Source organism: Burkholderia arboris (assembly GCF_038723655.1).
GTDB classification, from domain to species: Bacteria; Pseudomonadota; Gammaproteobacteria; order Burkholderiales; family Burkholderiaceae; genus Burkholderia; species Burkholderia arboris.
The window spans coordinates 1,324,874-1,340,770 of sequence record NZ_CP109823.1 but is presented as its reverse complement, the minus strand read 5'-3'; the positions used below and the strand labels follow the sequence as shown (position 1 = coordinate 1,340,770).

Genomic DNA, 15,897 nt, shown 5'->3' with positions numbered 1-15,897 from the left:
GCATCGCCGCGGTGCGCGGTTGATCGCGCACCGCGGCCGTCACGCCATCGTTGCGCGGTCAGGCCGGCGGCGCGCCGGCGTTGGGCGCCTGCGCCGACGCAGCCGGGCCGGCCAGCACGAGGATGTCGAACGGCGTGCCTTCCCGCGTCTCGAAGCGCCGCACGAGTTCGATCTGGTGCGCCGACATCACGCTGCCCTTCGTCATCAGCAGCACGCCGCGATGCGTACGCAGATCGTCGGCGAGCCGCATCCCCTCGCGCAGCTGCGCCGACTTGATCTCGGCGACGGACGCCGCGATGCCGAGACTCGCGGGGTCCCGCATCAGCTCGACGAAGCGCGCGACGAGTTGCGGGTCGTAGCGGACGCTCGCCTGCGAGCGCAACACGTCGATTGCCTGCTCGATCGAATGCGGCACACCGATTTCACCGTGACGCAACCCTTCGAAATCGCGTGCGATCGCCACGATCCGCGAGCCGAGCGGGATCGCATCGCCGACCAGTCCGTCCGGCGTGCCGCGTCCGTTGAAGCGCTCGTACTGATGCAGCACGATCGATGCGACCTTGTGCAATTGCGCGACCGGCGTCAGCACCATCTGCGCACGCAGCGGATGTTCGTGGAACAGCCGGTGCTCGTCCGTGCTCATGCGCGTGAGCGGCTTGTGCAGCAATTCGTCCGGCAGCGACAGCTTGCCGATGCCGTGCAACAGCCCCGCGAAATAGACGTCCTGCGCGTGCAGTTCGCTCATCTCCGCCGCGAGCGCGAGCCGGCGTGCGATCTCGCCGACCCGCATCGCATGCCCGCTTGCGGCCCCGCAGCGAAGCTCGATCATGCTCGCGCAGACCTGGACCATCGCCGTGAAGCTGCTTTTCAGGTCGCGTTGCGCGGCTTCCAGGAACATCACGGTCTGGCCGAGTTCCTCGGTACGCGCGCGCACCTGCGTTTCGAGCTCCGTATTGAACAGCCGCAGCGCGTCGTTCTGCGCTTCCGTCAGCGCGGCCAGCCGGGCCGCTTCGCGGCGCAGGCGACGCTGCTCCAGCGCCTGCTCGATGGTCAGCAGCAGGTCGTGATCGTCCCACGGCTTGTTCAGATAGCGATACACGCCGCCGTCGTTGACGGCCTGCACGACCGACGCGATTTCTGCATAACCGGTCAGCAGGATGCGCATCGTGTCCGGGTACAGCGCCCGTGCGCGCGCCAGAAACTCTGCGCCGCTCATGTGCGGCATCCGCATGTCGGACACGATCAGGTCGACATCGGTCGACGCCAGGATCCCGAGTGCGGCCTCGCCGCTCTCGGCAGTCAGGATGTCGTAGCCGGCGGGCCGGAACACGCGCCTGAGTGCCGACAGCACGTTCGGTTCGTCGTCGACCAGCAGGATCGACGGTACGCGGTACGCGTCGCCGGATGCCGACGTTGAGCTGGATGTGTCGAGCAGCGCAGCATTGACGCCGTTTATTGCAGATGTCGTCATAATTGGCCTCGGTTCAATTATTCACACCCTCTCTGCAACATCGGCCGCCTTCGCGTTTTCCATATTGGTGGAAACGCTAATCCTTCCGATGACTTCCACTTCCGGCCTGGCTTCAACCCGCGTGCAGCGCGCGGGCGCTGCGTCGTTGCCGTGCGCGGCTCGCGCCGATAGTCAATGTCCCATTCCGCTTCGTCGGCTCGCACGAAGCCGTGTCGTTCGGAGAAGCGGTTCGAGTCGCCATCGCGCAATGCGCCCACACGAACGGGCATCCGGTGTTCGCCGGCTTCGGCAAAACGCTCGCGCAGCACGGCGGCGCCGATGCCCTTGCCCTGTTGCTCGGGCGCGATGGACCGGTGATCGCGCCGCCAGCGATCTGCCGCCGGGCGAACCACGTCGAAGCGCACGCACGCCTTGCCGGCTTCGATGAAACGGCAGAACGCCGGGGCGAACGACGCGAGAAACCGGTCGCGCGCACGCTGCGGATCGAAACGACCGATGCGTTCGAGGCGGTCGCGCATCGCGGCGATGCGGATGGCGACGAGGGTTCGGCATCGGATTGCGCGACGGGGACGAAGGTCAGGTTCATCGGCTGGCGGGATGCTCGGAAGCAAGTGCTCGGCGTGGCGGCGCAGCGCTGCCCGGGTGCCGAGGACGAACATCCGCGCGTGTCGATGCGTTGCGCTCGCGTGGTCGGAAATCGCGGGTACTTGCCGCCCTCGTCTTCGAAAACGCCGTGCCGCCCCTCCCACGTCGGCGCGCACCAGCTTGTCTGCGGCGCGGTCGAGATTGCCGAATTCGAACTGGGACGCCCCACGCGTCAAATGCTGGGACGGGTTGCCGATTGCATTGGGGAAACGCATCGCGTAACCGGAATTGTCACGTTCCGCAGTGATCAGCGTGACGACGCGGACCTCGATAACACTTCGTCTCGATGCCGCTCCTATAAGGGAAACTCCGTAAAGCGTCAGGTTATCAAACGAGATTAACTTATATCAAACAAATTTTGACGTCGAATTATGTTCCTGATATGTTTTTTGCACTTGCAAAGCACGACCCGGCTGCGTGGGTGCTCGTCGAAAAAGTTCGTGCACGTCGCCTGTGACTGAACGGGACTCTCGATCAGTCTGCAAGGACGGCCGGTATTTCCGGCTCGCTTGTTGTCGCAGGTGGCGCATGGTCCGGTTCCCGCATCGCTGACCTCGCTCGCAGGAACTGCGCGAGCGTGAAGCACGGTGCTGCAGTACTTCTTCGAAATGCCATCGGAGAAGCGTCTGGTTCAGCACGGCGATCCGCCCGCGTTATTCGGCTGTGCGGATTCGGTACCGCAGTTCGCCCGGATTACGAATACGGCAGAAGGCAGGACAAGTCGACATGTTTAGCGTTTCACAACTAAAAATTTTAAGGACGCCAAAATGAGTAAATTCAGCAAGCCGATCTGACGAATATGACACCGGTCGTTGCGGCCGAGGCGACGCGCGGGCCGTGCGCCGTCACCTGCATTCGAATACAACACACGCCGTTTCAATCCACCCCGAAACTATTCCTGACAGTGACATGCAGATGAAAAGCAAAATAATCAACGTCAGCGTTATCGCTTTTGCCGCCTTCGCAGCATCTTCGGCAGCAATGGCACAGTCGTCAGTCACCCTGTATGGCATGCTCGATGCGGGCATCGGCTACACGTCGAACGTCAATGGTCACAAGCGGTTCGGCCTCGATGGCGGTGCAGCCGGGTCGAACAAGTGGGGCCTCAAGGGGCAAGAGGATCTCGGCGGCGGCCTCCAGGCGGTCTTCAAGATCGAGAATGGTTTCAACATCTCGACAGGCGGCATTGGTGGTCAAGGGCCTATTGGTTCCACGCGTTCGCTGTTCAACCGCCAGGCCTACGTCGGCCTCGCGTCCGATCAGTACGGTACCCTGCGTATGGGGCGCCAGCTTGACGCCGTGACGGAAATGGTTCAAGGCCTCACGGGTGACGCCATTTCGGCGACGACATTCTCGACGCCAGGCGACGTCGACAACAACGACAACACGACGAACCAGAACAGCGCCGTGAAGTACATTTCGCCGATCATCCACGGCTTCCAGGCTGAAGGCGCGTACTCGTTCGGCGGCGTTGCCGGTGCAATGGGTTCGGGTCAATCGTGGTCGGCGGCTGCGACCTACGCTCAAGGCGGCCTGACGGTCGCCGGCGGGTACTTTCACGCAACGAACCAGGGTGAGAACGGCTGGCTGAACGCAACGGCGCAACCGAGTTTCGGCGGCGCGCTGGGCTATCCGAGTTCGGGCTACAACGGTGGCAATGCGTTCAAGAGCGCGGGCATCGCGCAAATCGCGACTCAGTACCAAATTGGGCCGTATACGGCTGGCTTGCGCTACTCGAACGCCCAATACCAGGGCAACAACGGCCAGCCGTCGATCCACTTCAACGTGCTGGGGGCCCTCCTGCAGTACCGGGTCACGCCGGCGCTGTCGCTGGCTACCGGGTACACCTACGTGTACGGTTCCGCAGCCACCCCCACGCAAGCTGCCGAAGGTCGCACGATGGCGTCGATCAACCAGGTGTCGCTGGGTGCAACGTACTCGCTGTCGAAGAGCACCGCGCTGTACGCGATGGGGGCCTACGTCCATGCTCAGGGCGCTCAGGCTTCGGCTGCCGACTTCGGCGCCACCTCATCGGGCGGCAACCAGGTTCAGGTCAACATCGGCATGTTCCACGGTTTTTGATCGCCACCCCGGAAGTCCGGAGTAATGGCCGCATTACTCCGGCAAAGAACACTTCTGCCGGCAGGGCTGTACGTCAAACATCCGGCTCGATGATGCGCAGCACATCAGTCTCGCCGGCCTCGAGCGTCGAAAGCCAGGCGACGCGACAGGACACACGCGGCGCCCCTCGGCGAGATCGCGCTTGATCGGCGGCGGCGATGCCGGCACCACGCCCAGCCCCTCGACGGCCGCGCCGAGCTGAAACGTGGCGCCGGGAAGACGACGGCGGGCCAGGTTCATTGGATGGCGGGTTCGTGCGGGGCCACTGCCCGTGTGGCGATGCAACGCGACACGGGACGTCGGTTGCGAACGACCTCGTCAGGGTGCCTCGATGCCTTCCGCCCGCGTGGCCAGGAATCGCAGATACTTGTCGTCCTCGTCTTCGAACAGCTCCGGCCCGCCGCCCATGTAGGCGCGCATCAACTCATCCGCGGCGCGGTCGAGATCGCCGAGTTCGAACTGGCACTGGCCGAGCCTCAAGTGCAGGAACGGGTTGCCGATCGCATTGGGGAAATGCATCGCGTGGCCGAGATTGTCGCGGCCGGCCGCGTAGTCTTCCTGGAAGAAATTCGCGTCGCCGATGGCGGCCATCAACCAGGTGCCGGCCTCCCAGTTGGTCTTGGGCTCGGGAAGCAGATCGAACGCCTCCCAGTACTTCGCCAGCGCGCCTTCGAAATCCTCGTCTTCCGCCAACGCGTCGCCTGCCTCGCTCAGCGCGCCGATGCGCTCGTAAAGTGCGTTGTCGAGTTCTGCCATGGGGGTCCTTGTCCGGGAGAGGGAAGTGGCGTCGTGGTGCGAACGGGGGCGATGCGATCGTGGTGTCGCCCGCTCCGCCCATCGTCGATGTCTGGTTGGCTCAACAGCCCAACAGTGACGCAGCATACCCGAGCGGAGTGAAGGATGTGCGTCGGTTCCCGGTGTATCCACCCGGTTTGTACGGAATGATCGTCACGGCTGCATGGCGTTCACTCGCACGATCACCCTACGGCACAACGGCGCGACCGGAACCGTGACGGTCACGTCAGCGCTTTGGCTACAGCAGGCAGCACGAGACCGGCATGCTCACGAACTCACGCATTCCGGCACCACGGGGTCGTTGCTGCCCGTGTAGATGAATCCGTCGGAGATCCATTGATTCGAGTCGAGTCGATACCAAAGCCGCGTAGCGCCCCAGTTTCCATTCACGGAGTCGCCGTACTGGTGGCAAGCGAGCTGCACGGTGCGCCCATTCTCGAGCGAACCGACAATCGGCGCCGACAACGAAGGCGCGCTGCGCAGATTCGCCGGACCCGGTGCCTGTACACGTGCGCTCACGGGCGTGGGCGGATCGCCGGAATCCGCGCTCCCGTAGTTGACCAGCCATGCCTGCGGGGAGACGCGCCGCTGATTTCGAACCGCGTATCCCGAATACGGCGCAGTACCCTCGAAGAATTGCCAGCCGCCGATCGTCATGCCATTGACGGACACGTCATTGCCATCCTTGCTCAATGAAAAGTGAACATGCGGCCCCGTCGTTTGCCCGCCGCACGGCAAGCCGTTTCCGACGCTGCCGAGATATTCCCCCTGACGGACACGCGTGCCGCTGTTCAGCGACGTCAGCTGGACCATGTGGTAATAGGTCGTCGCATAGCCATTGTCGTGAACCACCTTCACGATTGCGCTGCCGTTGCGCTCGCAGCTCTTGTAAAGATAGCCGTCTCGCGCCGCCAGCACGCGGCCGTTACCCCCCGAGAAATCGAGGGAATTGTACGGCCTGCTTTGTCCGGACCAGCCGTGTGCGCCGCCGGTCCAGTACCACCCCGCATTCGATTCCCACGGCAACGCAAGGCCCGGTTGCGGCAACGCAGCCGACCGTGGTGCAAGCGCGGTGCGCCGTGACGCCAGATTCTTCCGCTCGTCGGCCGCGAGCAGTGTGGGAGGCGCCGCATCGAGCAACGCTCCGAACGTGCTGCTGCCCTCCACACCTGCGATCCACCGGCCATTCACGTTGCGTGCAATGAACAGCTTCGTGACGGGATCGGCAGATTCGTCATCACGCAGAATTTGCGTCGCAGTGCCAAATACCCATCCGGAAACGTCGTCGGTTCTTATTGCCTCGACCAGACTGCTGTCCGACTGGGCCGGCAGTTTCAGCGTCTTGCCCGACCGGGATTCAAGCGCCTCGTCGACCGAGCGTTGCAACGACGTCTCGATTGGCACCGCATGGGCGGTTTCGGCAAGGCTGGCTGCAATCAGCAGAATTCCAATGATGGATTGAATCGGATTCAATGCAGAACGACCTGATGAATTGCGCATAGTTAAATTCACCACGTATGGAGTTTTCAAGAAAATCATGACGACGGCCTCAAGCCTACCTCATTCATCATTCATTGCAAGGAAAATGCAATATATCCGAGCCAATTTCCCAATATCCTGCTTCGGCTGAAATTCTTGACGCGATAATTTCACAATGATTTAAATGACCTTGAAACCGGAGTCGGTCGATATTGAATCATCTTGGGGGCCTGGATGGATTTTCCACGATTCAATTCGGCTTGATCGAACACGCTCCGCTCATGCATTTCCGCCCAAGCCAATGCCTCTCGCCACCGAGGGATGAAGGTGGCGCCGTGATGTGCGTTCACCGCTGCACGCAACCATTCCCTCGTCGTTTATAAGCCGCGTCGAAATCACTCCATTCTCGCGACGTAGCGCTACCGCCTTGCGAATAACAATGAGGCTTGATGCCGCTCATATTTTTGCCACTGCGCAATTGCATCTAATTGATTTGACGAGGCGAGCATTCGCGCCTCGCGGTCGGTTCACGTAGCGGGTCACCACGTGGCGCGCCCGGCAGGCTTTTAACTGCGAAATGGCCTCGATCGTTGCCCACGATCCCGCACCATGAAGCAGTCGGTCTCGATGAGCACGACCCGTCGCCGCGAACTTCCGGGCAAGCGGCGGCCCATCCGTGCTCCTGCAATAAATGTGTTTCGTCACGGCATCGCGGTGACGGCGCCGCTGGAGTGGCGGCGAACCGCACCCGAGGTGGACTGCGCCACGTCACATGCCTGCCTCGCAAGCCACGATGCTGAGGCGACTCGCGCATGAGTCTTGCGGCAACATGAATCGAGCACCTTGAAGTACCGATCGCCAGGTGGCGAAGCGAGAAGCATCCTGACCGGCTTTTCCCGCTCGATCGCGAACCCGAAAAATGGCGCCCCCGCTTCGGCTGCCAGATGCGCCTCGGGCCGACCTGGATACCCGTCTTCAAAGCTGCAACAGGCGCACGCAGCATCAGGTCCGACGGAGGCGTCGACCCAGCCACCCGCATCCCCCCTTCTCCATGACGACAGCGCGCCCCACATTGACATATCGGTAAATCTCGATATACTCGCGCCATGGACTTGCTCGAAATCTTCAAAGCTCTCTCGAACCGGACGCGCCTTGAAATCCTGAAGGGTTTGAAGGATCCCGCGAAGCACTTCCCTCCGCAGGACGAGGGGGACGTTCATACGGTGGGCGTCTGCGTCAGCAGCATTCAGGAAGGTGTCGGTTTGTCGCAGTCCACGGTGTCCGATTATCTGGCCACACTGCAACGCGCCGGCCTGGTCGAAGTCAGGCGCATCGGCCAGTGGACCTACTACAAGCGGAACGAAGCAGCCATCAGTGCCCTTGCCGCGAGCATCGGCAAGGACCTGTAATTTTTTGCCCCATGATATCGATAATTCCCGATATCCCTTTTTATCGAAACGAGGATGTGCGATGAAAGCAATGCAACTCAAGTCGTTTGGCGGCCCGGAATCGTTCGAACTTTGCGACGTGCCCACGCCGGTGCCGCACGCGGGACACGTGCTGGTCCGCGTACATGCCACCTCCATCAATCCGCTGGATTACCAGGTCCGACGGGGCGACTATCGCGACCTGGTGCCGCTGCCGGCCATTACCGGGCATGACGTCTCCGGCGTGGTCGAGGCAGTCGGCCCGGGGGTGACGACCTTCTCCCCGGGAGACGCAGTCTGGTACACCCCGCAGATTTTCGACGGCCCGGGAAGCTATGCCGAGTACCACGTTGCGGCAGAAGGCATCGTCGGGAAGAAGCCGTCGTCGCTGAGCCATCTTGAAGCGGCAAGCCTGACCCTGGTTGGCGGGACGGCGTGGGAAGCCCTGGTCGTGCGCGCGGCATTAAGAGTCGGGGAAAGCATTCTGGTACACGGCGGCGCGGGCGGCGTCGGTCATGTGGCGATCCAGCTCGCCAAAGCCATCGGTGCAAGGGTGTTCACGACCGTGCGCGAAACCAACTTCGCGTTCGCGCGAAGCCTGGGGGCCGACGTGGTGATCGACTACCAGAAGGACGATTACGTCGATGCCATCCTGCGGGAAACGGGCGGCCGCGGCGTCGATGTCGTGTTCGACACCATTGGCGGCAACACCTTGTCGCGTAGCCCCGACGCGCTCGCGCAACTCGGCCGCGTCGTGACGATCGTGGACATCGCACAGCCGCAAAACGTCCTTCAGGCCTGGGGCAAGAACGCGAGTTACCACTTCGTTTTCACACGGCAGAACCGCGGCAAGCTCGACGAGTTGAGCGCGTTGGTCGAGCGCGGCCAGTTGCGGCCACACGTGGGCGCCGTCTATTCGCTTGCCGACATTCCGCTCGCCCATGCCCGGCTGGAGAGTCCTGACAACGGTGTTCGGGGAAAAATCGCGATCGCGGTTGCGCCGTCTGCTCAGCTCGTTTCCGGTCAGCACCGGAACGAATAGCCGAACCGTCATAGGCCACCCGGACGGGGGAGCTACGACCATGAAGCGGGCGTTCCGGCTCGACGTTTCGAAGCCGGCGCGCCCCGCGACACGCTCCCCCCGGCGTCCGGGTGATAAGCTCGACATCGACGCGCCGTTGCGCGTCCCCCGTCACCCTGCCGCCCCTACGCCGCCCACGAGCCCGCTCATGCCCATCGCCCCTTCCGCCGTCTCCGCCTTCACCCCGACCGGCAAGCTCCGCGCGTCGATCAACCTCGGCAACCCGATCCTCGCGAATCGCGACGCTGCCACGGGCGAACCCTTCGGCGTCTCGATCGACCTCGCGCGCGCGTTCGCCGAGCGCCTGTCGGCCGAACTGGAACTCGTGGTGTTCGACGCCGCCGGCAAATCGGTGCAGGCACTGACTGAAGAACGCGCCGATTTCGGCTTCTTCGCGGTGGATCCGCTGCGCGGCGAAACCGTCGCGTTCACCGCGCCGTACGTGCTGATCGAAGGCTTCTATCTCGTGCCCGACGCTTCGCCGATCCGGACCAACGACGACGTCGACCAGCCGCACAACCGCGTGGCCGTCGGCAAGGGCAGCGCATACGACCTGTTCCTCACGCGCGAACTGAAGTCCGCCCAGATCGTGCGCGCACCGACGTCGCCGGCTGTCGTCCCGACGTTTCTCGAACAGCGGCTGGAAGTGGCGGCCGGCGTGAAGCAGCAGCTCGAAGCCGACGCCGCGAAAACGACCGGCCTGCGCCTGCTCGACGAGCGCTTCATGGTGATCCGTCAGGCGATGGGCGTGCCGAAAAGCCGCGGCGATGCGGCCGCAACCATGCTGAATGCATTCGTCGAAGAAATGAAAGCGTCCGGCTTCGTCGCCGATTCCCTGCGTCGGCACGGCATCACGGGCGCGTCCGTCGCGCCGGCCGCCTGACCGGCCGCCGCGTGACGAAATAAAAACGGCCCCGGTGTCCGCCAAGACACCGGGGCCGTCGGCTGACCGGCAAGGTCGCGCTCAACCGACGCGCGCTTCTCCCTGCCGCTCGGCCTCACCCTCAGCCGAATCCGTACGCGCCAGCACCGGCTTCAATGCCTGCCCCGTATGGCTCGCGCTCACCTTCGCCAGCGCTTCCGGCGGCGCCGCCGCGACGATCGTGCCGCCGCCCACACCGCCTTCCGGCCCGAGATCGATGATCCAGTCGGCTTCCGCGATCACGTCGAGGTCATGCTCGATCACGACGACGCTGTGCCCTGCATCGACGAGCCGGTGCAGCACGCGAATCAGCTTCGCGACGTCCGCCATGTGCAGGCCGACCGTCGGTTCGTCGAGCACATACAGCGTGTGCGGCGCCTTCTGGCCGCGCCGCGTGATGTCGTCGCGCACCTTCGTCAGTTCGGTGACAAGCTTGATGCGCTGCGCCTCGCCGCCGGACAGCGTCGGCGACGGCTGGCCGAGCGTCAGATACCCCAGCCCGACGTCCTTCATCAGCTGAAGCGGGTGCGCGATGTTCGAGATCGGCGCGAAAAACTCCACCGCCTCGTCGATCTCCATCGTCAGCACGTCCCCAATGTTCCGGCCGCGCCACGTGACGGCGAGCGTCTCCGGATTGAAGCGCTGGCCGTGGCACACGTCGCACGGCACCTTCACGTCGGGCAGGAAGCTCATGCCGATCGTGCGTACGCCCTGCCCCTCGCATGCGGGACAACGCCCGTCGCCGGTATTGAACGAGAAACGCGACGCCGTATAGCCGCGTGCGCGCGCCTCCAGCGTGTCCGCGAACAGCTTGCGGATCGTGTCCCACACGCCGATGTAGGTGGCCGGACACGAACGCGGCGTCTTGCCGATCGGCGTCTGGTCGACTTCGAGCACGCGATCGATCTGCTCCCAGCCGCTCAGCGACTCGCAGCCCTGCCACGCATGCGTGACGTTCAGCGACGGCCGCGGCGCGCTGCGCGCGAGCACGCTCGAGCGGCGGTTGGCCGCTGGCGCGTCCTGCTGCGCGGCCTTGCGCGCCCGCCGCGTGGCTGGCGACGACAGCACCGAGCGGCCGACCGCGTCGAGCAGGTTCGTCATCAGCACGTCGCGCGCGAGCGTCGATTTGCCCGAGCCGCTGACGCCCGTCACCGCGACGAGCCGCGCGAGCGGAATGCCGACCGTGACGTCGCGCAGGTTGTGCAGCCGTGCGCCGTGCACGGTCAGCCACGCTTCCGGCACCGCGTCGCCGCCCTTCTTGCCGGGCAGGCTCACGCTGCGGCGCGGCTGCAGCGGATGCGTCATCGGCTGCGCGAGCAGCCGGCCCGTGACCGAATCGGCCTGCGCGGCAAGATCGGCGACCGCGCCCTGCGCGACCAGCGTGCCGCCGCGCTTGCCGGCGCCCGGGCCGACGTCGATGATGTGATCGGCGCGGCGGATCGTGTCCTCGTCATGCTCGACGACGACGAGCGTATTGCCCTTGTCGCCGAGCTTGCGCAGCGCATCGAGCAGGATCTGGTTGTCGCGCGGATGCAGGCCGATCGTCGGCTCGTCGAGCACGTAGCAGACACCCTGCAGGTTGCTGCCGAGCTGCGCGGCGAGCCGGATGCGCTGCGCTTCGCCGCCCGACAGGCTCGGCGCCGCGCGGTCGAGGCTCAGGTAGCCGAGCCCGACCTCCTCGAGAAACGCGAGGCGGCTGCCGATCTCGCTGACGATGTCGCGTGCGATCTGCGCATCGCGCCCGGTAAGTTCGAGCGCGTCGATCCAGCGGCGCGTGTCCGACACCGTCCACTGCGCGACCTCGACGATCGGATGCGCGTCGAACGTGACCGCGCGCGCCGCAGGGTTCAACCGCGTGCCGCCGCAATCCGGGCACGGTTCGTTGCCGACGCCTTCCGGTTCCTGCTCGTCCGACGGCAGCGTCTGCTCGCGGCCGCGGCCGTCCTCGGCGAGCACCGTGTCGTCGTACGCCGCGCGCTGTTCGCGCGTGAGCGTGACGCCAGTGCCGACGCAGGTCGTGCACCAGCCGTGCTTGCTGTTGTACGAGAACATCCGCGGGTCCAGCTCCGGATAACTCGTGCCGCACACCGGGCATGCGCGCTTGACCGACAGCACCTTGACCGTGCCGACGCGCGCGGTCGACCGATCGCCCTGCATCGCATCGTGCAGCCCGTCGAGCGGCGCGAGCAGGTGCATCACGCCCTTGCCGAGCTCGAGCGTCTCGTCGAGCTTGCGCCGCAACTCGGCCTCGTTGTCCGGCGACACGACGACATCGGCGACCGGCAATTCGATCGTGTGCTCACGGAAGCGGTCGAGCTTCGGCCACGGATCGACCGGCACGAACTCGCCGTCGACGCGCAGATGCGTGTTGCCGCGCGCCTTCGCCCATTTCGCGAGATCGGTATACACGCCCTTGCGGTTCACGACGAGCGGCGCGAGCAGCCCGACGTGTTCGCCGCGATGATCGCGCAGCAGCTGCGCGGCGATCGATTCGACCGATTGCGACGTGACCGGCGTGCCGTCGTGGATGCAATGCTGCAGGCCGAGCTTCACATACAGCAGCCGCAGGAAGTGCCACACTTCGGATGTGGTCGCGACCGTACTCTTGCGCCCGCCGCGCGACAGCCGCTGCTCGATCGCGACGGTCGGCGGAATGCCGTACACCGCATCGACTTCGGGGCGCCCGGCCGGCTGCACGATCGAGCGTGCATACGCGTTCAGCGATTCGAGGTAGCGGCGCTGCCCTTCGTGGAACAGGATGTCGAACGCGAGCGTCGACTTGCCGGACCCCGACACACCGGTGATCACGTTGAACTTGCCGTGCGGAATGTCGACGTCGAGCGCCTTCAGGTTGTGCTCGCGCGCGTTGACGATCCGCACGACGTCCTCGCCTTCGATCGCACGGCGCTCGCGCGCCGCATTCAGCACGGCCTGCAACGGCACGCCTTCGTCGGCGAGCGCCGCTTCGGCATCCATCGCGCGGTCGTACTGCAGCAGCGCCACGCCCGTATGCGATTCGGCGCAGGCCTTCACGTCGTCGGGCGTGCCCGCGCACAGCACGAGGCCGCCGCCGTCGCCGCCTTCCGGGCCGAGATCGATCAGCCAGTCGGCCGCGCGGATCACGTCGAGGTTGTGCTCGATCACGATCAGCGAATGGCCGGCCGCGAGCAGCTTGCCGAACGCCTGCATCAGCTTCGCGATGTCGTCGAAGTGCAGCCCGGTGGTCGGCTCGTCGAACATGAACAGCTTCGCGCGGGCGACGCGCGCCTCTTCCGTCGCGACCCGGCGCCCGTTGGCCGCCGCCGCGGATTCGGCGAGGAAGCCGGCGAGCTTCAGGCGCTGCGCCTCGCCACCCGAGAGCGTCGGCACCGGCTGGCCGAGCTTCACGTATTCGAGGCCGACATCGACGATCGGCTGCAGCACGCGCAGCACCTCGGCGTCGGTCGCGAAGAACGCGGCCGCTTCGCTGACGGTGAGGTCGAGCACGTCGGCGATGTTCAGCGCACGGCCGTTGCGCTCGATGCGCACTTCGAGAATCTCGGCGCGGTAGCGGCTGCCGTCGCAGTCCGGGCAGCGCAGGTAGACGTCGCTCAGGAACTGCATTTCGATGTGTTCGAAGCCCGAGCCGCCGCAGGTCGGGCACCGGCCGTCTCCCGAGTTGAAGCTGAACGTGCCGGCGCCGTAGCCGCGCTGCAGCGCGAGCGGCGCCTTCGCGAACAGCTTGCGGATCTCGTCGAACGCGCCGACATAGCTCGCCGGGTTCGAGCGCGTGGTCTTGCCGATCGGCGACTGGTCGACGAACACGACGTCGCCGACCTGGTCGGCACCGGCGAGGCTGCGGTACGCGCCCGGCGACTCGGTCGCCTTGCCGTGGTGCCGCGCCATCGCCGGATACAGCACGTCCTGCAGCAGCGTCGATTTGCCGGAGCCGGACACGCCCGTCACGCAGACGAGCCGCTGCAACGGAATCTCGACCGTCACGTCGCGCAGGTTGTGTTCGCTCGCGCCTTCGAGCACGATGCGCGGCGTATTCGCGTCGACCGCCCGGCGCGCCCAGTTCGATGCATGCGCGACCTGCTTGCGGCCGCCGAGATATTCGCCCGTCAGCGTATGCGCCGAACGGATGTCGGCCGGCGTGCCGTCGTAGACGATCGTGCCGCCGCGCTCGCCCGGGACGGGCCCCATGTCGATCAGCCGGTCGGCCGCGAGCATCACCGACGGATCGTGCTCGACGACGACCAGCGTATTGCCCGCATCGCGCAGCCGCTGCATCGCCTCGACGATCCGCGTCAGATCGCGCGGATGCAGCCCGATACTCGGTTCATCGAGGACGAACAGGGTTTTGGTCAGCGACGTGCCGAGCGCCGTCGTCAGGTTGATCCGCTGCACTTCGCCACCCGACAGCGTGCGGCTTTGCCGGTCGAGCGTCAGGTAGCCGAGCCCCACGTCGCACAGGTATTTCAGGCGCGTGCGCACCTCGGCGAGCAGCAGCTTCAACGCATCGTCGAGCAGCGCGCTCGGCAGGCTGATGTCGTCGAAGAAGCGGCGGATGCGCTCGATCGGCAGCAGCATCAGGTCGTGCACGGTCAGGCCCGGCAGCGCTTCGAGCTGCGTACGGTTCCAGCCGACGCCGCGCGGCATGAAGCGGCCGGCCGGCGCGAGCACGCCGTCGGCGTTCTCTTTCGAGCCGAGCCGCCACTGCAGCGATTCCGTCTTCAGGCGCGCGCCGCCGCAGACGTCACACGGCGTGTAGCTGCGGTATTTCGACAGCAGCACGCGGATGTGCATCTTGTACGCTTTCGATTCGAGGTAGCCGAAGAAGCGCTTCACCCCGTACCACTGGCTCTGCCACTTGCCGTTCCAGTCCGGCGAGCCGTTGACGACCCAGTCGCGCTCGGCGTCGGTCAGCTCGGACCATGCCACGTCGCGGCGGATGCCGGCTTTCGCCGCATAGCGCATCAGGTCGTCCTGGCACTCTTTCCATGCGGGTGTCTGCATCGGCTTGATCGCGCCGCCGCGCAGCGTCTTGCGCGCGTCGGGAATCACGAGGCCGAGATCGACGCCGATCACGCGGCCAAAGCCGCGGCAGGTTTCGCACGCGCCGTACGCCGAGTTGAACGAGAACATCGCCGCTTGCGGCTCCGCGTAGCGCAGGTCGCTGTCGGGATCATGCAGCCCGGTGGAGAAGCGCCACACCTGCGGCTCGGCGATCGCGTTTTCCGCCTCCGGGGCAAGCACGTACACGTTCACGCGGCCGCCGCCGCGCTTCAGCGACGCCTCGATCGCCTCGACCACCCGCACCTTGTCGGCCTGCTGCACGCGGAAGCGGTCGGCCACGACGTCGAGCACCTTGCGCGGCCCGGTGGCCGACGCGACTTCGCGCTGCGCCTGCACGCGCGTGTACCCGCTCGCCGACAGCCACTGCGCGATTTCCTCGTCGGACACCGCTTCCGGCAGCTCGACCGGGAACGTGACGACGACGCGCGGATCGTCCGCCTGCGTGCGCGCGACGAGATCCGCGTAGATCGTCTCCGGCGTGTCGTGGCGCACCTGCCGCGCGGTCTGGCGGTCGAACAGCTCGGCCGCGCGCGCATACAGCAGCTTCAGGTGATCGTTCAGCTCGGTCATCGTGCCGACGGTCGAACGCGAGCTGCGGACCGGGTTGGTCTGGTCGATCGCGATCGCGGGCGGCACGCCGTCGACCCGCTCGACCTGCGGGCGGTCCATCCGGTCGAGGAACTGGCGTGCGTACGCGCTGAAAGTTTCGACGTAGCGCCGCTGCCCTTCCGCATACAGCGTGTCGAACACGAGACTCGACTTGCCGGAGCCCGACGGGCCGGTGACGACCGTCATTTCGCCGGTGCGCAGGTCGAGATCGAGATTCTTGAGGTTGTGCTGACGTGCTCCGCGAATGCGGATCAGATTGCTGGATGACAATTTGCCTGCCCGTCTGAAT

Annotated in this window: 8 protein-coding genes and 2 pseudogenes; 4 read left to right on the top strand and 6 right to left on the bottom strand. The window is 65.3% G+C overall.

Going from position 1 to position 15,897, the window contains the following annotated elements; genetic code table 11:
• Positions 1-58: 58 nt before the first annotated feature.
• Positions 59-1,471 carry an HD domain-containing phosphohydrolase gene (locus OHZ10_RS38550; RefSeq protein WP_342706273.1) on the bottom strand — a complete coding sequence of 471 codons (1,413 nt, stop codon included), beginning with the start codon at positions 1,469-1,471 and terminating at the stop codon, positions 59-61.
• Between the two features lie 140 nt (positions 1,472-1,611).
• Positions 1,612-2,057: pseudogene (locus tag OHZ10_RS38545) on the bottom strand (GNAT family N-acetyltransferase); the annotation flags it as partial.
• A 974-nt stretch (positions 2,058-3,031) separates the two neighbouring features.
• On the opposite strand from OHZ10_RS38545, the gene OHZ10_RS38540 reads away from it, so the two are divergent.
• Complete coding sequence (locus OHZ10_RS38540; protein WP_342706509.1) at positions 3,032-4,198, top strand: porin; 1,167 nt, start codon at positions 3,032-3,034, stop codon at positions 4,196-4,198.
• A gap of 126 nt (positions 4,199-4,324) precedes the next feature.
• Here the strand turns inward: OHZ10_RS38540 and OHZ10_RS38535 are convergent.
• From OHZ10_RS38535 to OHZ10_RS38525, 3 genes and pseudogenes are all read right to left on the bottom strand, one after another.
• Positions 4,325-4,438 (bottom strand): annotated as a pseudogene (locus tag OHZ10_RS38535) (LysR family transcriptional regulator); the annotation flags it as partial.
• A 117-nt stretch (positions 4,439-4,555) separates the two neighbouring features.
• Positions 4,556-4,993 (bottom strand): tetratricopeptide repeat protein, encoded by a 438-nt coding sequence (locus OHZ10_RS38530; RefSeq protein ID WP_059241364.1) that lies wholly within the window; start codon positions 4,991-4,993, stop codon positions 4,556-4,558.
• Positions 4,994-5,299: 306 nt separating this feature from the next.
• A complete protein-coding gene (locus tag OHZ10_RS38525) occupies positions 5,300-6,571 on the bottom strand; it encodes a peptidoglycan DD-metalloendopeptidase family protein (protein WP_425394806.1) in 1,272 nt (423 codons plus the stop codon).
• Between the two features lie 1,046 nt (positions 6,572-7,617).
• Between OHZ10_RS38525 and OHZ10_RS38520 the strand changes: the two genes are divergently transcribed.
• The 3 genes from OHZ10_RS38520 to OHZ10_RS38510 all read left to right on the top strand — a co-directional run bounded on the left by OHZ10_RS38520 (position 7,618) and on the right by OHZ10_RS38510 (position 9,902).
• On the top strand, positions 7,618-7,920 hold the full coding sequence (locus tag OHZ10_RS38520; RefSeq protein ID WP_059241362.1) for an ArsR/SmtB family transcription factor: 303 nt from the start codon (positions 7,618-7,620) through the stop codon (positions 7,918-7,920).
• Between the two features lie 61 nt (positions 7,921-7,981).
• On the top strand, positions 7,982-8,980 hold the full coding sequence (locus OHZ10_RS38515) for a zinc-dependent alcohol dehydrogenase family protein (protein ID WP_174992350.1): 999 nt from the start codon (positions 7,982-7,984) through the stop codon (positions 8,978-8,980).
• Between the two features lie 187 nt (positions 8,981-9,167).
• The gene (locus tag OHZ10_RS38510) at positions 9,168-9,902 is read left to right on the top strand and encodes an ABC transporter substrate-binding protein (RefSeq protein ID WP_174992349.1); all 735 of its coding nucleotides are present in this window, start codon (positions 9,168-9,170) and stop codon (positions 9,900-9,902) included.
• A gap of 81 nt (positions 9,903-9,983) precedes the next feature.
• On the opposite strand, the gene uvrA is transcribed toward OHZ10_RS38510, so the two are convergent.
• Positions 9,984-15,878: an excinuclease ABC subunit UvrA gene (gene uvrA / locus OHZ10_RS38505; protein WP_342706272.1), complete on the bottom strand. Its 5,895-nt coding sequence runs from the start codon at positions 15,876-15,878 to the stop codon at positions 9,984-9,986.
• Positions 15,879-15,897 lie beyond the last annotated feature (19 nt).